Source organism: Nocardia miyunensis NBRC 108239 (genome assembly GCF_001613065.1).
Classification (GTDB): Bacteria; Actinomycetota; Actinomycetes; order Mycobacteriales; family Mycobacteriaceae; genus Nocardia; species Nocardia miyunensis.
Genome location: NZ_BDBQ01000111.1, coordinates 1 through 23,735 on the forward strand (window position 1 = coordinate 1; position 23,735 = coordinate 23,735).

The following is a 23,735-nucleotide window of genomic DNA, read 5'->3' on the forward strand; positions in this document are numbered from 1 at the left end:
GCACACCCGCCAACACCAGCAGCGCGATCATCCACACCTGCGGAACCCCGTGCCCACTGGCGCCGACACCGATCACGACCGCGCACGCGATCGCACCCACCAGCAACAGCAGATTCACCGGCTGCTGCAGTCTCCCGAGCCCGATCGGGCGGCCGGGCAGGATCTCCTGAAGCTTGCCGAACGCGATCAACGAACCCCAGAACGACACCGACCCGATAACCGCCGCGAACAACGAACCGACCACGATATGCACCGTGGGCTGCTCATCGAAATGCGAAAACCCTTGCGAGTTCAGGAATTCCGACCACGCGATCAACGCGACCGTGCCACCACCCACACCGTTGAACGCGGCCACCAACTGCGGCATCGCGGTCATCTTGGTGAACCGCGCCGGGGGCACCCCCAACACCACACCCACCACGATCCCCGCCACGATCAAAATCCAGTTACCGGTGTGCCGCACCGAAATCAACGTGGCCACGACCGCGATCACCATGCCCGCCGCCGCGATCAAATTCCCCCGCACCGCGGTCTTCGGGCCGGTCAATCCCATCAACCCATAGATGAACAAGGCGAACGCGACAATATACAGGCCGTTGACCAGATAACTGATGTCATCGAACGTACGCATCATCGACCCGCCTTCTCACCGGCCGCCGCGCCGGGCTTCTTGGACTTGAACATGCCCAGCATCCGATCGGTCACCACGAACCCACCGATCACGTTCAACGTCCCGAACACCACCGCGACGAACAGAATGATCTGCGTCAACACCCCGGGATGCCGCACATTGCCCAACGTCACCAACGCACCCAACACCACGATCCCGTGAATCGCGTTCGTCCCGGACATCAACGGCGTGTGCAACGTATTGGGAACCTTCGAGATCACCGCGAACCCCACAAACCCCGACAACACCACAATCGCGATATTCGCCAACAACTCGGTATACATCAGCCCTGCTCCTTCCCCGCCGAACCCGAACCCGGCACATCGGCAGCCGATCCCGCACCGGTCCCGTTCGCGGCAGTCGAATCCGTTTCAGCCGCAGTCGATTCCGAGACCGACCCGTTCACCGGTGTTGAATCCGAGCCAGCCGCAACCGAACCCACGTCCGTCGCGGCCGCACCCGCCGTTCCCGAAGCCGACCCGCCAAACGCTCCCGAATCCGCACCATCGCCGGTCGCCGAAGTCGACACCGACCCGGCCACAACCGAGCCCGCGTCAGCGCCATCCGCGACGGCTGCACCAGGGCCGGACGCAGCCGAATCAGCCCTTTCCGCAATCGATTCCGAGGCTGGCCGGTTCGCCTGGGGCGAATCCGTCCCGGCCGCAACCGAATCCGATTTCGGCTCAGCGTCCGGTTCGCGGGTCACGCACGAATCCGCCAACACCTGATCAGTGAAATCCGGTGCTAGTCGGCCATCCACGAGCATCAACTCCAGCAACGCCGCGATGTTCTTCGCATACAACTCACTCGCATGCTCGGGCATCGACGCGGGAAGATTCAACGGCGAAGCGATCGTGACATCGTGCACCACCACCGTCTCACCCGGCTCGGTCAGCTCACAGTTACCACCGGTCTCCCCAGCCAAATCCACGATCACACTGCCCGGCCGCATCCCCTCCACCGCCGCGGCCGTCACCAGGCGCGGTGCGGGACGACCCGGGACCAGCGCGGTCGTGATCACCACATCGAAACCCTTGATCGCATCCTCGAGAGCTTGCTGCTGCTGAGCCTTCTCATCCTCGGTCAACTCACGCGCGTAACCACCCTCACCCGCCGCATCGATCCCCAGATCCAGCCACTGCGCACCCACCGACCGCACCTGATCAGCCACCTCCGGACGAACGTCATATCCGGTGGTGCGACCACCCAAACGCTTCGCGGTCGCCAAAGCCTGCAACCCCGCCACCCCCACACCCAGCACCAGCACCGTCGCCGGTTTCACCGTCCCGGCCGCGGTGGTCAACATCGGGAAGAACCGCGTCGACTCCGACGCCGCCACCAACACCGCCTTATACCCCGACACATTCGCCTGCGAAGACAACGCATCCATCACCTGCGCCCGCGAAATACGCGGAATCGCCTCCACCGCGAACGCCCGCACCCCCGCCGCTTTCAGCGCCGCGATCTTGTTGTCCGCATTACGCGGAGCCAGGAAACCGATCACCGTCTGACCCGCAGACAACTTCGCGACCTCCGCATCCGAAGGCGGGGCGACCTTCACCACCACCTCCGCCGACCACGGATCACCAATCACCGCCCCCACCTCAATGAACGCCGCATCAGGGATCAACGCCCCCCGCCCCGCACCGGCCTCCACCACCACCCGCACACCCTGCTTCACCAGACCCGCAACAATCTTCGGCACCAACCCAACCCGACGCTCCCCCGGATACGTCTCACGCACCACACCGACACTCGTGCTCTCCGGCGGCGGTGCTGCGCCAGATCCGACCTGAGCTGTCTCCACTGTCGAGGTAATCCTTTCCGTATGCATCGAGAAGGCTGGTTCATCCAGCGCGCCGACCGGCGTCGGCCGTCTCGGGCATCTGCCCGAGACAACCGCGCCGCCCAGCCAGTGCGAGCGAAAACCGCTATCGCACAGCGGGATCGCCGCTGACAACGCTCTGTGCCAATCGGCCGGACGCATCCGTCGATGGGACGCGGTTGAACACTGGCGGTCGCTTCGCGGCGAATGCTGTCAGCGCCTCGTGGAAGTCCGGCCGGCCCGCGAGAAATAGCTGTCCTTCGCGTTCACGCGCGAACGCCGCATCCAGGTGACCGAGCGTGGCGGCCTCGACAGCCCGCTTCGTGTGGACGAAGGCATCGAGCGAGCCGTCGCGCAGGGTGGCGACGATCGCATCGAACTCGCCGGCGAAGGTGTCGGCGGAGTACGCCGCCGCGATGAGTCCGAACCGCTCTGCGTCGTGAGCGCTCATCCGTTTTCCCAAGGCGAACAAGCGCATGGCGACCGCACGTCCGGCCGCCGCGGCTACGAGTGCCGTGGCGCCCCCGTCGGGCATCAGCCCGATCGAGGTGAACGGCAGTAGGAAGTATGCGTCCGCACTCGCGATGACGAGATCAGCCGCCAATGCAATGGACACACCGACGCCTACCGCCGGGCCACGAAGCTCGGCGACGACGGGGCGCGGCACCGAGCGCAGGATGCCGACCAACCGATTGGCCGCATCGATCGTCTGCGCGGTGGCATCGGCTGACGTTGGGTCGGAGACAGCGAGGTCGGCGCCGGAACAGAAGAAGCGTCCGGCGCCGGACAGCACGACCACCCGCACGGCCGGATCGGTTCCCGCATCGGCGACAGCGTCTCCCAACCGGACGAGCGTCTCCACGTCTACAGCGTTGAGCCGATCGGGCCGATCGATCACAATGCGCCGCACACCGGAATTATGGGTCACTTGCACGGTCATCCCGATACCCTTTCGCGCGAAACGGCCCGCACCGTCGTGCGGAGCCTCCCGCTCGTCGGCCAGGACCGAGGTCGCGTCGCGGCATCCCTGGTCACAGTCCGCCGCCGCACACCAGGGTCTCGCCGGTGATGTAGCTGGACTCCGGACTGCACAGCAGGTAGACCGCGCCCGCGGCCTCCTCCACCGATCCGGCCCGGGCCAGCGCGATCTGCTTGGTCGCGGCGTCCATCACCGCCGGGTTCACACCGACCTTGATGTCGCGGCCCTCGACCTTGATCGTCTTCTCCTCCGTGGTGACCGAGGTGAGCCGGGTGTTGATGACCCCGTAGGCCACCGCGTTCACCGTCACGTTGTATCGCCCCCACTCCTTGGCGATGGTCTTGGTCAGCCCGATCAACCCGGCCTTGGCCGAGGAGTAGTTGGCCTGCCCCGGGTTGCCCTGCAAACCCGAGGTGGACGACGTGTTGACCACCTTGCGGCACGGCACCGGCTGCCCGGCCGCCCGCTCGCGCTTGACCGCCGCGCTGATCACCGGCTGCGCCGCACGCAGGATCCTGAACGGCGCGGTGAGGTGAACGTCCAGGATGTCCTCCCACTGCTGGTCGGTCATCTTCTGAACCACGTTGTCCCAGGTGTAACCGGCGTTGTTGACGATGATGTCGAGACCGCCGAACTGATCCACCGCGGTACTCACGAAGCGATCCGCGAAATCCGGTTCGGTGACGCTGCCGACGCACGCCACGGCCACACCCCCGGCTGCCTCGATCGCGGCTACCGCCTCCTTGGCGGGTTCCGGATCCAGGTCATTGACCACGACCTTGGCTCCCTCGGCCGCGAGTTTCTCGGCGACCGCGCGCCCGATGCCGCGACCCGAACCCGAAACCAGTGCGACCTTGCCCTGCAGTCTCTGTGCACTCACCTGACGTCTCCTCCGCGGTTGCGTTCCTCGCGCCGGCCTGTCGAACCGGCTACCCAAGCTCATATCCGGGTAGGTGACCCCTACCACTAACGTGAAGGCTAACTTCAGCGTCTATGCCTGTCAATAGACACATAATTGCAGCTCGTAGGTATGCATTGTTAATCTGTCTATCGCAGTAATGTGTGGCTTCAAGCGAAGAAGCGACCCGCGGTACGACAAGACGGCGGACGGTCGTACCGCACGTGACGCGGACGGCAGCCGACCGCATCGACAAGCTCGACACCGTGCGCAAGGCGACCGATCACAGCAGGGAAATCCCGGGAATCAGCTGACCGACCCCAGCGTCGTCTTCGATACGGACGAACTCCGGCCGGGGTCCGCCGGACTGCTCCCGCGGCGACCGACGAACGGACGACAGGTGCACCCGCCGTCCCGTAGCCGACTCCGAATGCCGGCTTACATTCCAGCCCAGAAAGTTTCGACGACTACACCTGTTGGGCGGAGGCGCTCACGACTGAGAACGCGAGGCCCTCGAGGTCGCGGGTGAGGGAGGACCTGCCTCGCAGGGAGTAGGTCTGCGACAAGTCGGTGATGATGTTGATAGCAGCGTGTGCCAGCGCTCGCGCATCCGCTGTGGCCAGTCCCGGGTGCAACTCACCGATCACTGCTGTCCACTCCGCCACGTACTCCCGCTGAACTTCACGGAGTGCGTCCTGAACTTCGGTGGGCAGATAGTGCAGATCCGATGCCAGGATGCGCATCGTGCGGCCGTGGAGCCCCAGCGCTTGGGAGACATAGGTGCGGATCAACGTCCGCAGCGTGTCCTCGGCGTTCTGAGTGACGGTCAGGGCCTCGGTCGTGATGTACAGAAGTCCTTCGGCGCCACGTTCCAGCACTGCCTGCAGGATGCGGGATTTGCTGTCGAAATGCTGGTAGAGAGTGGCGACCGACATCTCCGCCGCTCGGGCGATGTCGTCGATTCGCACGTCGTAGAAGCCGCGCTTGTCGAAGAGATCGGCGGCCGCTTCGATGACGAGCTCACGCCGCCCGGCAGGCCGGCGACGGCCCGGGGGCGGCGACAGTTCGGTCGCTGGGGCGTCATTGCCCAGATCGACCAGCACGATCCGCTTCGCCGCGCCCGTGACCAAGCCGGCAAACCTCGCGTCGGTCTGATGCGAGCGGATGTCATGGACGTTCCCGTACAACGAGAGAAGCGCCAGCCCGAGCAGGCGTGCCTGACCGTCGTCGAGTTCGGGGCGAAACTGACCGATCAGCGATGCGATGCGGGACAGCAGGCTGCCGAACGTCGTACGGAAGCTCTCCGCGTGCTCCGAGTCGAGGTGGCGGCGCTCGCGGCGCCAGATGAAGGCTTCGTCGCGTTCGACGGTGAGCACCGTCAGCTGGTCGATGAGCTGCATGACCAGTGGCCGCTCGGCCGGATCACCCTCGGCCGCCTGGCCGACCACCAGCGCCACGGCCGCCACCTGGCTCTCGAGCGCCTTCACCAGAATGTCGTGCTTGCCGGAGAAATGCCGGTACACCGCAGGGCCGGTGAGACCGACTGCGGTGCCGATGTCATCGATGCTGACGTTCTGGTAACCGACATCCTCGAAGAGTTTGGCCGCGGCGACGATGATCTGGCGGGTGCGCGCGGCACCACGGCTGAGCGGCTTGCCCGGCACGGGAGCTGCGGTCATGAATCTGGATCCCCTCGGTCGGCGGCGCCCAACACCACAATCCTAGCCGAAGAGAGTATTGGAAAATAACTTCGGAGAGGAAAAGCGCATGTCTCACAAATAAAGACACATCATATAGGCATAACAGCGAATAATCGGGCTGGAGAAACGGAGGGCCCGCGCCGTCGATGACAACGCGACCGACGGTCAGGAATAGCCGTCGATCGCTCGACGGTAGTGCAGAGATGCCTGGCCCTTCACAACGCGGTCGAGGTCGGCCCCGACCGCCTCCGCCGCGTCGTGCCACGACAGGCAGTCGGAGTCCTCGGGGAGGAATACCGAGAGGTCGTCACCGACCGATCCGGTCCGGTCACCGTCGACGGCCAGCCGAGCCAGTTCGTTCGCGAGGTTGTTCAGCAACCCCACACAGGCCCACAGCTGACCGCGGGTGTAGCTGTCCTCGGTGCTCTCGATGACCTGCTCGAGCGTCCGTGCGACGGACCGCGCGCCGGCGGCGTTGCTGACGTAGTCCATATCTCATTCTCCTTCCAGTGCCGGACAAGACATCAACCAGTCCGGTACAGGTTCGACACCGCGTTTCGCGTCCTGCTCAGAACACGGTGGCATCGGCTCCCCCGCCGTCGACGAACAGCCGCTGACCGGTGACGTACCCGGCATCGGCGGAAACCAGGAACGCGACAGCGGCCGCGACGTCGGCTGGTGTGCAGACCCGTCCGAACGGCGACGTGGCATTCAAGTCGTCGAGCGAGCCGCCACCGGTGGACGCCTTGACGAGGCGGCGACCCATATCCGTCGCCACCAGGCCCGGTGCCACAATGTTCGCCCGGATCCCGTGGCTGCGCTCTTCGCGCGCCAAGGTCGCGACGCATGTCTCCATCGCCGCTTTCGCCATGGTGTAAGGCGCAGCGCCGGCCGGAGCGTTCCCGACCGTATTGCTGGAGATCATGACGATGTCGGCGCGGGGCATCGCCCGCATGTCGGTCAGCAGCGACTGGATCAGGGCGATGGGTCCGAGCGCGTGCACTTCCAGCAGCGACCGGAACTCGGCCGCCTCGGTGTCTGCGACGGTGCGTCCGCGGCTGGCGGTGCCGGCGTTGCTGACCAAGATCGAGACCGGCCCGAGCTCCTCGCGGACCCGTTCGACCATGCGCGCGACCTCGGCGCCCACGTCGATGGCGGCGGCGCAGGCCATCGCCGAGCCCCCGGCCCGGCGAATCTCTCGCACCACCTGCTCTGCGGCATCCGCATCGCGTCGATAGTTGACCACCACCGATGTGCCGAGGACCTGGTCGAGCGGGACGCGACAGTCCTCGAAGAACAGCTCGGCCGTGTCCTGCCCCTTGCGCCCGATCTTGTGCATCGGGCGTCCACGCTCGAATCCCGGAGTGCCGGCTTCGACCACCACGAGCGTCATCCCGCGTCCGTCGCGCTCCCCGGTTCTGGTCAGCACGATCGCGATATCACAGGTGGCTCCACTGGTGATGAACGTCTTCTGTCCGTTGAGGACGAGATGATCGCCGTCCTGGCGGGCCGAACACGAAATCGAGGCCAGGTCCGAGCCCGCGCCGGGCTCCGAGAGCCCCAGCGCGGTGACGCAGCGGCCTTCCACGAACGCCGGAATCCATCGACGCTGCTGTTCCGGGTTCGCGAGATCCCGCAGGTACGGCACGATGATGTCGTTCTGCATGCTGAACGTGTCAGCGGCGATCCCGGAGGCCACCACCTGCTCGGTCATGATCGCGTTGTATCGGAAATCGTCGATACCCAGGCCACCGAGTTCGTTGGCGAACTCGAATCCGAGGAAACCGGCCTGGCCCGCCTTCACGATGAAGTCGCGCGAGGGCGTGCCGGCGGCCTCCCACTCGTCGACGTACGGCACCGCCTCCCGGTCGAGGAATTCCCTGAAGGCCGATCGAAACGCCTCATGCTCCCGGTCATAGATCGCCCTACGCACGACTGCCACCCGTCGAGGACGGAAGATCGAAACGTGGGCCGTAAGCCTCCGCGAGCTGTGCGGCGCGGCGGGCGAACCCCTCGTGGCCGCCCGGGTAGCCCGCGGCGAACTGCGCCGCCCCGCCGGTCCATCGTGGGAACCCGATGCCGAGAATCGACCCGACGTTGGCGTCGGCTGTGCTACGCAGCAGGCCGCTGTCCAGACACCGGGCGGTGTCCACGGCTTCGGCGAACAGCAATCGGTCGGACAGTTCAGCGATGTCGGGAGCCGGGCGGAACGGGCCGAGGCGCTTGTCCAGCTCGGACCACAACCCCGACCGACGCCCGTCGACGTACTCGTAGAAGCCACCGCCGGCGGCACGACCCGGGCGACCGGCTTCGAGAAGGACCTCGAGCACCCGGGCACCGGGATGGTCGACCCAGTCCGGGCCGGCATCGGCGCGGAACTGCTCGTAGATCGTGTGCGGCAAGCTGAGCGTGAGCTCATCGAGCAGAGCCAGTGTCCCCACCGGGTAGCCGGCCCGGACCGAGGCCTGTTCGATCGACTGCGGCGCGATGCCCTCCCCGACCATGGCGGCCGCCTCGAGCAACCTGCTCAGGATCACCCGGCTGGTGAAGAAGCCGCGTCCGTCGCCGACCACGATCGGCGTCTTGCCCAGCTGACGCACGACGTCGAACGCCCGAGCCACGGTCTCGTCGCTGGTCTCGCGACCCACCACGATCTCGACCAGGCCCATCCGCTCCACCGGGGAGAAGAAGTGCAGCCCGACGAAGTCGGCCGGCCGCTTCACCGCACCGGCGAGCCCGCTGATCGGCAGCGTGGACGTATTGGACGCCAGCAGCGTGGTAGGCGCCACGGTCTCGTCGATCTCGCCGAAGACCTTCGCCTTCAGATCGGGGTCTTCGAACACCGCCTCGATCACGAGGTCGGCCTGGGCGAGATCGGTCATCCGGTCGGTGGCGCGAATCCGCCCGAGAACCTCGGCCGCACTCGCCTCCGAACGACGTCCCGACGAGACCTGCTTCGCCAGAACGCGCTCGGCGTAGGCGACGCCCTTCTCGGCACGCGGCCGGTCGACGTCCTTCAACCACACCTCGAGGCCGGACAGCGCGGCCGAGAGCGCGATGCCGGCGCCCATCATGCCCGCACCGACGACACCGACGGTGCTCACACTGTGGGCGTCGAAGCCCGCCGGCCGGCTGGTACCCGCCCGGACCGCCTGCATGTCGAAGAATGTGCCCTGGATGATGTTCTTCGAGACCTGTCCTACCGCCAACTCGACGAAGTAGCGCGTCTCGATGTCGAATGCGGTGTCGATGTCGACCTGCGTCGATTCGACCGCTGCCGAGAGCACGTTGGCGGCCGCCTGCATCGGCGCCCCTCGGTGGGAAGCGCGCACCGCCGCCGTCCGCGCCGGCAGGGTCGCCGCTACCGCGGGATCATTGGCCGAGCCACCCGGGATCGAGGCCCCCTCGTCCCACGGCTGCTTCGCGTCGGGATGCTGGGCGATCCAGGCCGTGGCCGCTTCGATCAGCGCGGAGTCGTCGCCCACGACCCGATCGACGAGGCCCAGGTCCCGCGCCGCCTCGGGCGCATATGTCGCGCCGGTCAGCAGGACCTTGTCCAGCGCCACGTCCAGCCCCAGGAGGCGGACCGAACGCACGACGCCACCGCCACCGGGCAGCAGGCCGAGCGTGACCTCGGGGAGACCGATTCGCACACCCGGCGCATCGATGACGATGCGGTGGTGGCAGGCGAGCGCGATCTCCAGACCGCCACCGAGGGCACTGCCGTTGATGGCGGCGACCACCGGGACGCCGAGCGTCTCGAGCTTACGGAGTTGCCGCTTGGCCCGGTCGGTGAAGGCGGCCAGATCCGGCGCGTCGTCCTTGGTCGCCGCCGACAGATCACGTAGGTCACCGCCCGCGAAGAAGGTCTTCTTGCCCGAGGTCAGGATCACCCCGCGGATCGCGGATCCGCCCTCGATGTCCGCGAGGATCCGATCGAGGTGCTCCTCCAGCGATCGAACGAACTCGGCGGTCATGGTGTTGACCGACTGCGTCGGGTCGTCGAGGGTCAGGGTGAGGATGCCGTCGGCCTCGGTCCGCCGGACCGGGCCGTTTTCCTGGTGGGTGCTCATGATGCCTTTCAGACTCGCTCGATGATGGTGGCGATGCCCATGCCTCCGCCGACGCACAGGGTGACCAGCCCGCGCCTCAGCTCACGACGCTCCAATTCGTCGAGCACCGTGCCGATCAGCATCGCGCCGGTGGCGCCGAGCGGATGACCCAGAGCGATGGCTCCGCCGTTGACGTTGACCTTCTCCCGTGGAATGTCCAGGTCACGCATGAAGCGCAGCACGACGGACGAGAACGCCTCGTTGACCTCGAACAGGTCGATGTCCTCGACCCCGAGCCCGGCCGTCCGGAGCACCTTCTCGGTGGCCGGGCCGGGCCCGGTGAGCATGATGGTCGGATCCGTGCCGGTGACCGCACCGGCCACCACACGCGCACGCGGGATCAGCCCCTGCTCCGCGCCCACCGCCGCATTGCCCAGCAACACCAGCGCCGCGCCGTCGACGATGCCCGACGAATTTCCACCGGTATGCACGTGGTCGATCGAGGAGACCCAGTGGTACTTCTCCAGCGCGACCCTGTCGAAACCGGCCGCTCCCTGCGCGGCGAACGAAGGCCGGAGCTTCGCGAGGGTCTCCACGGTCGTGCCGGGCCGCATGTGCTCGTCGCGGTCGAGGACGACGAGTCCGTTCCGATCTCGGACCGGGACGATCGAGCGGGCGAACTTGCCGTCGCCCCACGCCTGGGCCGCACGCTCCTGCGATTGCGCGGCGAAGCGATCGACATCCTCGCGCGAGAAGCCCTCGATCGTGGCGATCAGGTCGGCGCCGACGCCCTGCGGCACGAAGCCGGTGAGCAGATTGGTCTCCGGATCATTCGCCCAGGCGCCACCGTCGGACCCCATCGCGACCCGCGACATGCTCTCGACACCACCGGCGATGACGAGCTTCTCCCATCCCGAGGCCACCTTCTGCGCCGAGGTGTTGACGGCCTCCAGCCCCGAGGCACAGAACCGATTCAGCTGCACGCCTGCCACGGTCTCGGGCAGACCGGCCGCCAGCGCGGCTGTCCGGGCGATATCCGCGCCCTGATCCGCGAGGGGGCTGACGCAGCCCAGGACGAGGTCGTCGACCGTGGTGAGGTCGATGGACGGGTTGCGCTGCGGCAGTTCCCCGAGTAGTCCGGTCACCAGCGACACGGGCTTGACCCCGTGCAGGGAGCCGCCTCGTCCACGTCCTCGCGGGGTGCGGAACGCGTCGTAGATGAAGACGTCGTGGGGCATGGTCTCGCTCTCGATCGGTATATGTGGGTCCGAGTTGATGTGTGGGTCCGAGATCGGCGGGTCTCAGAATCGGTGCGACGGCCGGTCGTCGAGGGGGCCGAACCGCGCCGGCCGACGCTCCAGGAACGACGCGATGCCCTCGCGGGCGTCGGCGGAATCGACCAGCCGGGCGTAGGTTCGGGACTCCTCGTCGCACGCCGCACCGGGGTGGTCGTAGCGCCAGCTGCCACCGATGAGCCGCTTGGTGTGGGCGAGCGACGTCGGGGAGGTGTTCTCGACGAGGTCCTGGGCATATGCCATGGCCTCGGTCAGCACATCCGCCGGATCGACCAATCGCGTGACCAGCCCCGCGGCATATGCCTCCTCGGCGCCGAACACCCGCCCGGACAACATCCAGTCCAGGGCCCGGCCGAGGCCGACCAGCCGCGGCACGGTCCACGACGAGGCACTCTCGGGGACCACACCGCGACGAGTGAAGACGAACCCGAACCGTGCCTCTCGCGAGGCGATCCGGACGTCCGTCGCCGCCATGATCGACGCCCCGCCGCCGACAGCGTCGCCGTTGACCGCGGCGATGACGGGAGTCACCATGTCGTGCAGTCGCTCGCTCACGCGGCCGCCGGGCTCGCGGTAGCCGGTCGGGGTGTGCCCCAGCTGGTCGTCTTCGAGCGCTCGCAGCAGTGTGTCGGGTCCGGTCAGCTCGGCCCCGACGCAGAACGACGACCCCGCGCCGGTGAGGACGACCGCACGAACCTGCGGGTCGCGGTCGACTCGGTCCAACGCATTCCAGAGATCGACGAGCAGTTCGTTGCGCAGTGCGTTGCGACGCTGCGGCGCGTCGAGCGTGATGACGGCGATGCCGGCGGAGACTTCGACGCGCACCTCGGATGCGGGTGTCGCCATCACAGACCCCCACCGCACACGATCGTCTCGCCGGTGATGTAGCCGGCGAGTTCCTCGGTCACCGCCGGTCCGGAACCCGAGACCACCGTCACATTCCCCTCGAGCGTGCCCATCGTCCTCCTTCGGATCGCCATTCGATGGATGTGAATGCTAACTATAGCTATGTTGGTCCGCAAGAGCCGAGCTACAACGTAATTTCTCATTTTAGTTAGTCGCAGTTTTGTGTATAGTTCGGAAATCGAGGATCACGACACGAAAGAAGGTGTGGCATGTCCGTGTGCATCACGGGCGTCGGCATGGTGCCGTTCGCCAAGCCCGGCAAGTGCGAGAGCTACGACCTGATGGGCAGCGCCGCAGCGCGCGCGGCCATCGAAGACGCCGGACTGGCCTACACCGACATCCAGCAGGCCTACGTCGGCTATGTCTACGGCGACTCGACCTCCGGCCAGGCCGGCCTCTACCACCTGGGCCTGACCGGAATCCCGATCGTCAACGTCAACAACAACTGCGCCACCGGATCATCGGCCCTGTGGCTCGCGCGACAGGTCGTGGCATCCGGCGCAGCCGATTGCGTGCTCGCCGTCGGCTTCGAGCAGATGCGCCCAGGCGCGCTCGTGAACGTCTGGGACGACCGCATCAGCGCGACAGCTCGCGGCGAGGCCATCGCACTCGCGCAGCCCGGCGGTGACGAACCCGGCCCGATGGCGGCGAAAACCTTCGGAGGAGCCGGCGTCGAGTACATGAACCGCTACGGGACGAGCCGGGAACTCTTCGGGCGCGTCGCCGTCAAGGCCCGGTCACACGCCGCGCGGAACCCTTTCGCTGTGTTCCGCGATCCGATCGACCTCGACATGGTGATGGGATCGAAGGCGATCTGGGGACCGCTGACTCTGCTCATGTGCTGCCCACCGACCAGTGGCGCGGCAGCCGCGATCGTATGCAGCGAGGAGTTCGCCCGCTCGCGCGGCCTGGACACAACCATCCGTATCCGAGCGCAGTCGCTCGTGACGGACGTACCGGGCGCGTTCGACGGAGACATGATGAAGGTCGTCGGGTACGACATGGCGGTCAGGGCCGCCAAGGAGGTCTACGAGGCATCGGGCGTGGACCCGATCGATATCCCGGTCGTCGAACTGCACGACTGCTTCGCGACCAACGAGCTGATCACCTACGAAGCCCTCGGACTGACGCCGGAGGGCACCGCGGAGAAATTCATCCTCTCCGGCGACAACACCTACGGCGGCCGCGTGGTGACCAACCCGTCGGGCGGGCTGCTGTCCAAGGGCCACCCCCTCGGCGCTACCGGTCTCGCGCAGTGCGCCGAACTGGTGTGGCAGCTGCGGGGGCAGGCCGGCGACCGGCAGGTCGACGGCGCGCAAGTCGCTCTCCAGCACAACCTGGGCCTCGGCGGCGCCTGCGTCGTGACCCTCTACGAGAAAGTGGCCTGATCCATGGCACTGAACCCCGCAATCCTGGACGAGCCCGCCTCGGTGCTCCTCACGCAGGTCGAACGCGGCCGGATCCGGCAGTTCGCCACCGCGATCGGCGAAACGAATCCGGTGTACCACGATCTCGACGCGGCGCGCAGCGCCGGTCATCCCGACCTGCTGGCGCCTCCGACCTTCCTGTTCGGGCTCGAGCTCGAGCAGTCGGAGGTGTTCGACGTGCTGGCACGCTACGGCGTCGACATCTCCCAGGTCCTGCACGGAGAACAGACCTTCGAGTACCACGGACTCGTACACGCCGGCGACGAAGTCCGGTTCTCCACCCGCGGCGTGGACCTGTACTCCAAGGCCGGTGGGGCGCTCGATTTCCTGGTACGCCGCACCGAGGTCACTCGATCCGAGGAACTCGTCGCCACCTTCTCCAGCGTGACCGTGATCAAGAACGGAAGTGCGGCATGACCAGCACGAGCACACCCGACACCATTCCGTCCCTCCGGATCGGCGCCATCACGCGCAAGACTCTGGCACTGTTCGCCGGCGCGTCCGGTGATCACAACCCGATGCACATCGACAGCGACGCGGCCAAGGCCGCCGGCCTAGACGACGTGTTCGCCCACGGCATGCTGTCCATGGCCTATATGGGTCGCGGCGTCACCGACTCTTTCCCGCAGTCCCAGCTCCGTGAGCTGTCCGGCCGCTTCACCGCCATCACGCCCGTCGGGGCCGCACCGGTGGTGAACCTCGAGGTGACCGACCGCAGTGAGGTCGACGGCGAGACACGGTTGCATCTGAGCATCACCGTGGTGCTCGAGGACGGGACGCAGACCATGAGGGGTAGTGCGGTGGTGGCGCTACCATGACCGCCGCCCAACGTTCCCTCGACCGCGCCGCACTGGTGATCGGTGGCGGCTCCGGGCTCGGCGCGGCCACGGCACGCCATCTCGCGTCAGCTGGATACCGGGTGAGCGTCGCGGATCGTAACGGTGACGCGGCCGCCGCCGTCGTGGCCGAATTGGGCGAACCGCACGAGTCGACGTGGGTCGACGTCACCGACGAGGACAGCGTCGCGGCCATGTTCGCGGGCCGAGCGCATTCGCTCGACTTGGTCGTGAACTGCGCGGGCGTCAATTTCCTCGGCCTGGTCAGCGAACTGCCCGTCGGCAAGTTCCGCAAGGTCGTGGACATCTGCCTCACCGGTTCCTTCATCGTCATCAAGCATGCCGCGGACGCCGTACGGTCCGGCGGCTGCATCGTGTCGCTGACCTCGCTCAACGCTCGACAACCCGGAATCGGCATGGCCGCCTACTGCTCGGCCAAGGCCGGTCTCGCGATGCTGATCGAAGTCGCCGCTCTCGAGCTGGGCGCACGGTCCATCCGCGTGAACGCCGTCGCCCCCGGCCTGGTCGAGACACCACTCACCGCGGGCGCGCTCGAGGTCCCCGGCGTCAGCGCGGAGTACCTCGAGAACATCCCGCTCGGGCGCGCGGGGTCGCCGGACGATGTCGCGGAGGCAGTAGCATATGTCGCGAACGCGACGTGGATGACCGGCGAGACCATCGATCTCAACGGCGGTGCGCATCTGATGCGCTATCCGGACGTACACGGGCACTTCGCACGCTGGGCCCAGAAGGCAGACGCCACGTCCTAACGATCTCGGCGCACAAGCCCTGTCCGCCGCGGCGGCTCGCGGGGCAGTCAGTCGCCACAGCCGGCGCGATCCCATCGCGAAGGTATTGGTTCTACAAACCCATTAGCGTGGAGCTACGTACATGTCCTTCGATTTCGTATCGCTTCTACAGAAGCTGGTCCAAGAGCGTCCCGAGCAAGTGGCCCTCCGTAACGCGCAGGAGTCGATCACTTACGCGGAGCTCGACGCAAGATCCAACGCGGTCGCACATGGACTGGCCGAACGCGGAATCGGGCCCGGCGATCGGGTCGCCTATTTGAGCAACAACCGGATCGAGTTCTTCGAGTTCTTCTTCGGTGCGGCGAAGCGGCGCGCGATCGCCAGTCCCTTCAATCGGCGACTGACCGCTCCCGATATAGAGTTCCTGATCGAGGACTCCGGAGCCACCCTGGCCTTCGTGGACGAGGATCTGGAAAACCTCCTCCCGGATACGATTTCCCGAGTCGTGTACGGCCCCGACTACACAGCATTTCGAGACAGCCAACCTTCGACGCCGGTTTCGGTGGAACCGGCCCCTGATGATGTGGTCTTGATGTGCTACACCTCGGGAACGACAGGCGTTCCGAAGGGCGCACTGATAAAAAACGAAAACTACGAGTATCTGCTCCGCGTCGCGGAGCCGCTCGGGATGAACGAGCGATCGGTACTCCTTCAGGCGATGCCGGTCCATCACGTCGGAGGCAGTGGTTGGCCACTGTACGGATTGTCCGTCGGAGGACAGGTGGTCATCGTCGAGACCTTCGATCCCGCCCGAGTCGCCGACACCATCGAAACCCACAGCGTTACGCACATCACCCTGGCGCCGGTCATGGTGGCGATGATGGCGGCGGTGCAGGAGGAGCGCAAACGCGATTTTTCGAGTGTCGAGGTCGTGGCGTACGGGGGGCAGCCTATGACCGAAAAGGAATTCGAAAAGGGGCTGGCGACGTTCGGTAATGTGCTTTACAACTGTTATGGGATGACCGAGTGCGCCTCGGTCACGTACATGCCGCCCCGAGAACATGAAATCGGTCGTCTGCACTCCGTCGGACGTCCCTTCGACTGGGTCGAGATCGGTATCTTCGACACGGTGACGACGGATCCGCTTCCAGCGGGCTCGACAGGAGAGTTGTGGGTGCGCCATCCCGGCGCCATAGCCGGATATTGGCGGCGAGAAGAACAATCCGGCAGGCTTCGCAACGCGGACGGATGGTTGAGAACAGGCGATGCCGGATACATCGACTCGGCCGGCTTCCTGTTTCTCACCGATCGACTGAGCGATCTGATCATCACGGGCGGAGAGAACGTATATCCCGCTGAAGTCGAGGGTGTTCTGATCAAACATCCGGATATCCAGGATGTGGCTGTCGTGGGCCTTCCCCACGATAAATGGGGCGAGGCGGTTTCCGCATTCATCGTAACCGAAAATGAAAAGCTCGACGAGCAGTCGGTGCTCGAGTGGGCGCGTCTCCGATTGGCCGGATTCCGGCGTCCGCAGTCGATTCACATCGTCGACAGTCTTCCCCGTAACGCTTCAGGGAAAGTACTGCGACGGGAACTCCGCTCGCAGACTCCCCCCGAACGCCGATGACGACGCCGATCGCCCTGTCCGGCGAAGCACACGCACAAACCGTCAACCCAGCCACGGAGCACGCAATGATCACCTTCCAAGCCTTCCCTGACAGCTGGAGCCGTTGAGTCCCATGAGCCATCCAGACGATCAGACAACCGAATTCGACATCGAGGCGCTGGACGGCTACATCGCCCGAGCACTCGGCGCGGACGACTCACGTCACGTGACGCGGCGCATGCTGGGCGGTGGGCTCTCACAGCTGACCATCATGTACGACCGCACCACCCCTTCGGCGAACCCTGACGCCCTCGACCGGCTGGTGGTGCGTGTTCCGCCCGCGTTCGGGCCCCTGGAACCGTACGAACCCGCGGTCGAGGCCGGCTTACTGCGGGAGATGGCCGGCCAGGGAGTGCCGGTGCCGAACGTAGCGCTTCTGGAGACCGACGCCGAAATCGTCGGACGTCCCTTCTACGCCACCGAGTTCGACCCCGGCACCATGACTGCCGAGGGCGCGGGCAGCACCGGTATGGACCGTCAGCGCATGGCCGAAGCCCTCGTCGACCTGCTCGTGCGGATTCATCGAGTTCCTGTCGGGACCGAGAACGGCGGCGCTGCCGGGTTGCTCGGCCACCTCTCGGTCAAATCACCCGCCGGTCTGCTCGAGCGGTGGACCGACCGCCTGCGCGAGGAGGACGTCCAGCTTCCCGCCTACCACCAATTTCTCGAGCGTTGGCTGCGTCACCGCATACCGGCCCCGTCGGCTGATCTGACCATCGTGCACGGCGACTTCCGTCTCGCGAACGTGCTGTGGGGCGCCGACGGCGCTGTCTCCGCGATGATGGACTGGGAAGAGTCATCCCTGGGCGACCCGCTGTACGACTTGGCCTGGATGCTGACCGGCTCGTACGCGGATGAGGATCTCATCTTCGGGCTGGCCCCGCGCTCATGGTTCATCGAGGCCTACGAGTCTCGCTCGGCTGTCGAATTCGACCGACAGACGCTGCTTTGGTGGGAGGTCGCCACGGGGTGGTCTCTACTGGCGATGAACGCCATCGCCATCAAACTCCAAGCCGATGGTCGCTACCACGACCTGCGCCCGCTTCTTTACACGTACCTCAACCGCCGCATCGCGCAGGTGCTGTTGAAGAAGATCGTGCGCTTCGAAGAAGCTTCGGTTCGCTGACTCCCGCCCGTAACCGTAGGCACCCGGGAGGATGCCGTGACCCACCGATCGATCGGATCGACCTATATGACGATGGATGTGAATGCCCTGTGATCACCGGCATGCTCCGCGACGACGCCGACCTCGAGACCTGGTTGCGCCGACACGGCGCACAGCTGACGGGTCCGCTGCGCCACCGGCTCATCACCGGCGGACGGTCCAATTTGACGTACGAGGTGTCCGGTACCGCTGGTCGTCGCTACGTGCTCCGGACGCCGCCCGCCTCGGGCCCGGGCACCGCGCAGACCCACGACGGCGCCCGTGAGTTCGGCATCGTCTCCGCGCTCGCCGGCTCCGGCGTCCCGGTGCCGGGGGTTGTGGGCCTGGAGACGTCCGGCGACGAATGGGGCATTCCCTTCTACGTCACCGAATTCGTCGACGGCGTCGTGCTCGCCACACCGGACGACGGCGCCCGGCTCCCCGAGCCGCTCCGGGACAAGGCGTCATCGAGCATCGTCGACGCCCTCGCCGCCATTCACGCCGTAGACCTCGAAGCGACGGGGCTGGGATCGATCGGCCCCGGCCGCGGTTACGTGGCCCGGCAGCTCGATCGGTGGGCGGCCAGGGCACCCAAGCTGGACGAACGCAGTGCACGCACCATCCTCGAAACGCACGCGATGCTCAGCGCGGACGTCCCCGCCGAGGGACGCCCGACCCTGATCCACGGCGACTACAAATTCGCCAACGTCATGATCGCCCCGGCGACCGGAGCCGTGGCGGCCGTGCTCGACTGGGAACTCGCCACCATCGGCGACCCCCTCACCGACCTCGGCGGCCTGCTGGCGATGTGGCCGGACCCCCTCGAGGCCGAGCCGCTGGTCGACTCACCGACGAGCAACATCGGATTCCAGACCCGAGCGCAGGTCGTGTCCCGCTACGCGGACGCGACCGGCATCGATGTGCGCCATGTCGACTGGTTCCACTCGTTCGCGCTCTGGAAGATCGCCTGCCTCCTCGCCGGGGTGGTGACGCGGTACCGGGCGGGGCTGATGGGCGAGGACGACTTCGACATCGAAGCCGGCAGCGCGCTCGTAGCCCAGCTCGCCAGTCGCGCCCAGGAGCTGCTGTGAGTTCCTCGAACCGATCGAGCAGCACCGAAAAGAGGAGCACGTCATGACCGATCCCGGACGATCACCCGAAGTCACCCGAGTCGAGGCGGCCTTCGGACAGGTCCTGGGCGACCGAACCCGATCGTTCGCCGACACCCGCGCAGCCCTCGACGAGCTGCTCCGCACCGAGCACGCGGACCCCGCTGTCGAGGTCAGGCAGGTGCGGGTGGCCGGGGTCACGGGCCGGCTCGTGTCGGCCCCGGGCACAACCGCCGACGCCGGAATCTTCGTCTGGTTCCACGGCGGTGGCTACATGCTCGGTTCCTCGGCCGGTTACCACGCCGCGACAAGTGCGCTCTCGGCGGCCACGGGCCTGCCGGTGTTGGCCCCCGACTACCGCCTCGCGCCCGAAGCGCCGTTCCCCGCGGCGATCGAGGATGCCGAGGCCGTGCTGGCTGCCGTTGTCGCCGAACACGGCGCCTCGCGCACCGTCGTCGGCGGCGACTCGGCGGGCGCCGGTCTGGCACTGGCGGCCTCGATGGGACTGCGCGACGCCCAGCTCGGGCTCACCGCCGGCATCGTACTGGTGTCCCCGCTCCTCGATCTGACCGCATCCGGCGAGAGCATCGTCGCCAACGCGGACAGCGATCCCATCATCAGCGGCCGATCGGTCCGCATGATCGCCTCGGTGTACCTCGCGGGCGCGGACGCGACCGATGTACGAGCCTCGCCCCTCCTCGGAGATGTGCGAGGGCTCCCGCCGGTGCTGACCCTGGTCGGCGAGAACGAGGCATTGCTGGACGACGGCGTCCGGCTCCACGCCGATGCCGGCCGGCTCCACGCACGCTCTCGGCTGTCCGTGCATTCCGATGCCTTCCATGCCTGGACGCTGTTCCCTGCCTCCCTGCCGTCCGCGCGCGCGGCGCTCGCCGAGGTCGGGGCATTCGTCTCCGATCTGCCGGGTCACCGGCCCGATCGCGACCACGCGGGCTCGGCGTAGTCCTCGAATCCGGGTCGGCCCTCGGGAGCGTCGAGCATGATCCGGCGCTCCCACGGGAGCACAGCGCCGGTAGCGCGTGAGCTGCCTCGGCCTGAGCACGCGAATGTGACCGCAATGCGCGCTCCGCTGTCCCGGATCCGGACGGCCCCGTCGAGCCCGAGAGAGCGGTCGATCAACGTATCCCAGGCACGCCACCCGGACTACTACGGCAGAAATATCAGAACTAACAATAACTCTAAGAACTGAAGACCGCCAGTTGCACGTCTACTTCCGGCGCAGTCGAAACGACTGATAAACGTCATAATTCGCAGTTCAGAGCTAGAAAATCCGCTTCGACCACACCTCAGCACGGAGGTGGCGACGTGAGTAGAGCGCGTAGACTAGTGACGTTTCCGCAGATCCATGCTAGAACTCTAACTAACTTTCGATCGCTTCGAAGGAACCCGGTCGCCGAGCGCGACAGTTGCCCACCGCACGGCTCCCTGAGCACGTACCGCACCAGAGAAGGGAAGAAGGGTTCATGCGCCACGACATCAAACCCGATCCCGGCATCGACCGACGAACACTGACCGCAGCGGTGGACGCCGCGAACATCCCCTGCCTACTTCCGGTGCTCTACCAGCTGACCGGCGATGACCGCTGGCTCGCGGACCCCTACCGCCCTCGGCCTACCAAGGGTGTCGAGGAGATGACCTCCGGCGGGCTCGATCCCGAGCGGCAGCGCGAGATCCGCGCCGCCGCCATCGATGCGGTTCTGGCGTGGTCGGCCGGTCGGCCACCCGCTCATCCCGCACCGGAACCAGAGTTGATGGTCCGGCTGATGTCCACCGCGATGGGCGAGCCCATTCCCGAGATCCATGCCGGGCTCGTCGCGGAGCAACTCGGCCTCGCACCGTACGAGCCCCCCTTCGTCGGAGATCTCGTCGCCGAGCGCCGACCGGACTTCGCGGTCATCATCGTCGGAGCCGGATTCTCGGGCATCGCCTGTGCCGTCCAGCTCGCGGCGGCCGGCATCCCGTTCCGGATCTTCGAACGCAACGAGCAGGTCGGCGGAACCTGGTGGTCGAACACGTATCCGGGTGCGCGGGTCGACATACCCAGCGACCTGTACTCGTACTCCTTCTTCCCCGCGCAGTGGAGCGAGAAATTCGCAGGCCGCGATGAGATCGCGGCCTACATCAGGTCCGCCGTAGCGCACTTCGACCTCCAGGACAACATCTACCTCGGACACGAGGTCGGGGGTGCCCGCTGGGACGAGGCGGCCAACTCCTGGGTGGTGTCGGTGACCGCGCCCGATGGCACAGTCCTCGAGGCCAGCAGTACCGTGCTCATCACAGCCGCGGGTCTGCACAGCACACCTCGGGTGCCGAACATCGAGGGCCTCGACTCGTTCAGAGGCGAAGTCGTCCACTCGGCCCAATGGCGCGACGACGTACCGATCGAAGGCCGACGGGTCGCGGTGATCGGCAGCGGCGCCAGTGCCATGCAGGTGGTGTCAGCCGTCGCCGACCGGGCCTCGAAACTGACGGTCCTGCAACGCGAGGCGCAATGGATCTCCCCGAACGAGCACGTCTTCGCCCAGCACGACGACCTCACCCACTGGATGTTCACCCACGTTCCGTACTACCGGGGCTGGTACCGGTTCCGCCTGTACTGGCTCTACACCGAGCGTTCCTACGCAGCCCTTCCGGTCGATCCGGACCGCGAGCGCAAGGGCAAGCGCGTCAGCTCGATGAACGACGCGTACCGCGGCTTCCTCGAGCACTACCTGAACAGTCAGCTCGAGGGCCGCGACGACCTCATCGAGAAGTCTCTGCCCACCTACCCGCCCTTCGGCAAGCGACTGCTGATCGACAACGGCTGGTTCGCGACCCTCAAGAAGCCACATGTCGAACTCGTGCACGACGAGGTCCGCGCCGTCGATGGTGACGCACTCGTCACTCGCGGCGGTACCAAGCACCACGTCGACACGATCGTCCTGTGTACCGGCTTCCAGCAGCAACGCTTCCTGTTTCCGCTCGAGATCGCCGGCCGATCCGGCCGACTGCTGCGCGAACTCTGGGACGACGACGACGCGCGTGCCTACCTCGGCATCACCACCCCCGGTTTCCCCAACCTGTTCTTCCTCTACGGGCCGAACACCAATCCGCCGGGAGGCAGCTGGGTGACGATCGCCGAGGCTCAGACGCGGTACATCGTGGATCTCGTCGCGGCGATGGTTCAGCGCGATTTGTCGGCGGTGGAGTGCAAGCAGGACGTGTTCGAGGAGTACAACCGCGATCTCGACGCGAACAACGACCGCATGGTCTACGCCATGGAGGGGGTCAGCAGCTACTACCGCAACAGTCGTGGCCGGGTGGTGACGAACTCCCCGTGGACCGTCCCGGATTACTGGAATCGCACCAGCCATGTCGACCTCGACGACTACCACGTCACGCCCGACTCTCTCGTCGGTGCAACGAGCCGGACGACAGAGGAGGCCGAATGAAGCCCCTGGTCGAGGTCGAGCGGGTCGACAGCACAGCCGTCGTCTGGTTCAACCGACCCGACGAACTCAACGGAATGACCAATGAACTGGAAACCGAGTACTTCGACGCGCTCCAGGCCGCGGATGGCGATCCGGAGGTGCGGGCCATCATCGTCTCCGGCAGGGGACGGGCGTTCAGCGCCGGGGCCGACCTGCAAGCGCTCCAAGGGCTCGCGAAAAGCGGGTCACGAGGGCTCGACGAAGACCGCCGCGGCCACCTGGTGGCACTCGAGATCGATACTCCAACCATCGCGGCCATCAACGGCCCGGCCGTGGGAATGGGGTTCGTACACGCTCTCACCTGCGATGTTCGCCTGGCGTCGAGCTCCGCATCGTTCGCCACCGGCTTCAGCAAGCTCGGACTCATCGCCGAACAGGCCATCTCGTGGCTTCTACCGCAGATCGCAGGTCGAGCTGTCGCGCTCGACCTGCTCCTTTCCAGCCGGCGCATCGACGCCCGCGAAGCCTTGGCCGCCGGACTCGTCACCAAGGTCGTCGGCGACGGCGACCTGCTTCCCGAAGCTCTCGCCTACGCGTCCCTGCTCGCCGAGACTACGTCGCCGTACGCAACCGCGGTCATCAAGCAGCAGATCAACCGAGATCCGGTATCGAGTCTGAAGTCAGTGGTGGACGAATCACACCGTCTCGCCGAGGCCGCCCTGGACGGACCGGACTTCCGCGAAGGAATCGACAGCTTGACGCATCGACGGCGCCCCCGTTACCCGGGAGTCCCACGACCGCACTGACAATACGTCAACGCCAACACCCGGAAGTCCGCTCGGGCGATCGCTCGCCAGCTCGGCTTTCCCGCCGACGCGCGCGTGGTCACCGGCGCCGAACTCGTGGACGCCGACGAGGACGCGCGCTCGACGCTCGACGAGTCGGCGCCACCGCCGCGCATCGCAGCAGTGAGGCCGCAGATTCACCCCGGCATCGCGAAGAGATCCGTGCCGGTCGGTGGAGCGGCTATCGAGATCGGGATCGGCTC

Annotated in this window: 20 protein-coding genes and 1 pseudogene; 10 read left to right on the forward strand and 11 right to left on the reverse strand. The window is 66.4% G+C overall.

Annotation, left to right across the window (positions count from 1 at the left end; genetic code table 11):
• The 11 genes and pseudogenes from NM2_RS40745 to NM2_RS40795 form a co-directional block, all read right to left on the reverse strand.
• Positions 1-613, reverse strand: a 613-nt coding sequence (locus NM2_RS40745) for an NAD(P)(+) transhydrogenase (Re/Si-specific) subunit beta (RefSeq protein ID WP_174575742.1), incomplete at its 3' end; no start/stop codon positions are given.
• A 17-nt stretch (positions 614-630) separates the two neighbouring features.
• The gene (locus tag NM2_RS40750) at positions 631-954 is read right to left on the reverse strand and encodes an NAD(P) transhydrogenase subunit alpha part 2 (RefSeq protein ID WP_067681358.1); all 324 of its coding nucleotides are present in this window, start codon (positions 952-954) and stop codon (positions 631-633) included.
• A gap of 404 nt (positions 955-1,358) precedes the next feature.
• Positions 1,359-2,504 (reverse strand): annotated as a pseudogene (locus tag NM2_RS40755) (NAD(P) transhydrogenase subunit alpha); the annotation flags it as partial.
• Positions 2,505-2,601: 97 nt separating this feature from the next.
• On the reverse strand, positions 2,602-3,435 hold the full coding sequence (locus NM2_RS40760) for an enoyl-CoA hydratase-related protein (RefSeq protein ID WP_067681361.1): 834 nt from the start codon (positions 3,433-3,435) through the stop codon (positions 2,602-2,604).
• A 91-nt stretch (positions 3,436-3,526) separates the two neighbouring features.
• Positions 3,527-4,354: an SDR family NAD(P)-dependent oxidoreductase gene (locus NM2_RS40765; RefSeq protein ID WP_067681364.1), complete on the reverse strand. Its 828-nt coding sequence runs from the start codon at positions 4,352-4,354 to the stop codon at positions 3,527-3,529.
• A gap of 485 nt (positions 4,355-4,839) precedes the next feature.
• Positions 4,840-6,051, reverse strand: coding sequence for a TetR/AcrR family transcriptional regulator (locus NM2_RS40770; protein WP_067681367.1), 1,212 nt, complete (start codon positions 6,049-6,051; stop codon positions 4,840-4,842).
• Positions 6,052-6,237: 186 nt separating this feature from the next.
• Positions 6,238-6,564, reverse strand: a complete 327-nt coding sequence (locus NM2_RS40775) for a hypothetical protein (protein ID WP_067681370.1) — start codon at positions 6,562-6,564, stop codon at positions 6,238-6,240.
• Between the two features lie 76 nt (positions 6,565-6,640).
• A complete protein-coding gene (locus NM2_RS40780; protein WP_084532060.1) occupies positions 6,641-8,005 on the reverse strand; it encodes an SDR family oxidoreductase in 1,365 nt (454 codons plus the stop codon).
• Positions 7,998-10,145 carry a 3-hydroxyacyl-CoA dehydrogenase NAD-binding domain-containing protein gene (locus tag NM2_RS40785; protein ID WP_067681375.1) on the reverse strand — a complete coding sequence of 716 codons (2,148 nt, stop codon included), beginning with the start codon at positions 10,143-10,145 and terminating at the stop codon, positions 7,998-8,000. Before NM2_RS40785 ends, NM2_RS40780 begins: the two co-directional genes overlap by 8 nt.
• Before the next feature lie 8 nt (positions 10,146-10,153).
• Positions 10,154-11,362: an acetyl-CoA C-acetyltransferase gene (locus tag NM2_RS40790; RefSeq protein WP_067681378.1), complete on the reverse strand. Its 1,209-nt coding sequence runs from the start codon at positions 11,360-11,362 to the stop codon at positions 10,154-10,156.
• Between the two features lie 63 nt (positions 11,363-11,425).
• Entirely contained in the window at positions 11,426-12,265 is an 840-nt protein-coding gene (locus tag NM2_RS40795) for an enoyl-CoA hydratase-related protein (RefSeq protein ID WP_067681381.1), read from the reverse strand.
• 269 nt (positions 12,266-12,534) lie between these two features.
• On the opposite strand from NM2_RS40795, the gene NM2_RS40800 reads away from it, so the two are divergent.
• From NM2_RS40800 to NM2_RS40845, 10 genes are all read left to right on the forward strand, one after another.
• The gene (locus tag NM2_RS40800; protein WP_067681384.1) at positions 12,535-13,713 is read left to right on the forward strand and encodes a lipid-transfer protein; all 1,179 of its coding nucleotides are present in this window, start codon (positions 12,535-12,537) and stop codon (positions 13,711-13,713) included.
• Positions 13,714-13,716: 3 nt separating this feature from the next.
• A complete protein-coding gene (locus tag NM2_RS40805) occupies positions 13,717-14,169 on the forward strand; it encodes a MaoC family dehydratase N-terminal domain-containing protein (RefSeq protein WP_067681386.1) in 453 nt (150 codons plus the stop codon).
• A complete protein-coding gene (locus NM2_RS40810; RefSeq protein WP_067681389.1) occupies positions 14,166-14,570 on the forward strand; it encodes a MaoC/PaaZ C-terminal domain-containing protein in 405 nt (134 codons plus the stop codon). The genes NM2_RS40805 and NM2_RS40810 overlap by 4 nt, the downstream gene beginning before the upstream one ends.
• A complete protein-coding gene (locus NM2_RS40815) occupies positions 14,567-15,358 on the forward strand; it encodes an SDR family NAD(P)-dependent oxidoreductase (protein WP_067681392.1) in 792 nt (263 codons plus the stop codon). Before NM2_RS40810 ends, NM2_RS40815 begins: the two co-directional genes overlap by 4 nt.
• A 121-nt stretch (positions 15,359-15,479) precedes the next feature.
• Positions 15,480-16,967: a class I adenylate-forming enzyme family protein gene (locus NM2_RS40820; protein WP_067681394.1), complete on the forward strand. Its 1,488-nt coding sequence runs from the start codon at positions 15,480-15,482 to the stop codon at positions 16,965-16,967.
• 112 nt (positions 16,968-17,079) lie between these two features.
• Positions 17,080-18,132, forward strand: coding sequence for a phosphotransferase family protein (locus NM2_RS40825; protein WP_067681397.1), 1,053 nt, complete (start codon positions 17,080-17,082; stop codon positions 18,130-18,132).
• Between the two features lie 101 nt (positions 18,133-18,233).
• Positions 18,234-19,241, forward strand: a complete 1,008-nt coding sequence (locus NM2_RS40830) for a phosphotransferase family protein (protein ID WP_067681431.1) — start codon at positions 18,234-18,236, stop codon at positions 19,239-19,241.
• 43 nt (positions 19,242-19,284) lie between these two features.
• A complete protein-coding gene (locus NM2_RS40835; protein WP_067681400.1) occupies positions 19,285-20,220 on the forward strand; it encodes an alpha/beta hydrolase fold domain-containing protein in 936 nt (311 codons plus the stop codon).
• Between the two features lie 520 nt (positions 20,221-20,740).
• Positions 20,741-22,708 carry a flavin-containing monooxygenase gene (locus NM2_RS40840; protein ID WP_067681403.1) on the forward strand — a complete coding sequence of 656 codons (1,968 nt, stop codon included), beginning with the start codon at positions 20,741-20,743 and terminating at the stop codon, positions 22,706-22,708.
• Positions 22,705-23,493, forward strand: coding sequence for an enoyl-CoA hydratase-related protein (locus tag NM2_RS40845; protein WP_067681406.1), 789 nt, complete (start codon positions 22,705-22,707; stop codon positions 23,491-23,493). Before NM2_RS40840 ends, NM2_RS40845 begins: the two co-directional genes overlap by 4 nt.
• The last annotated feature ends 242 nt before the right edge of the window (positions 23,494-23,735 follow it).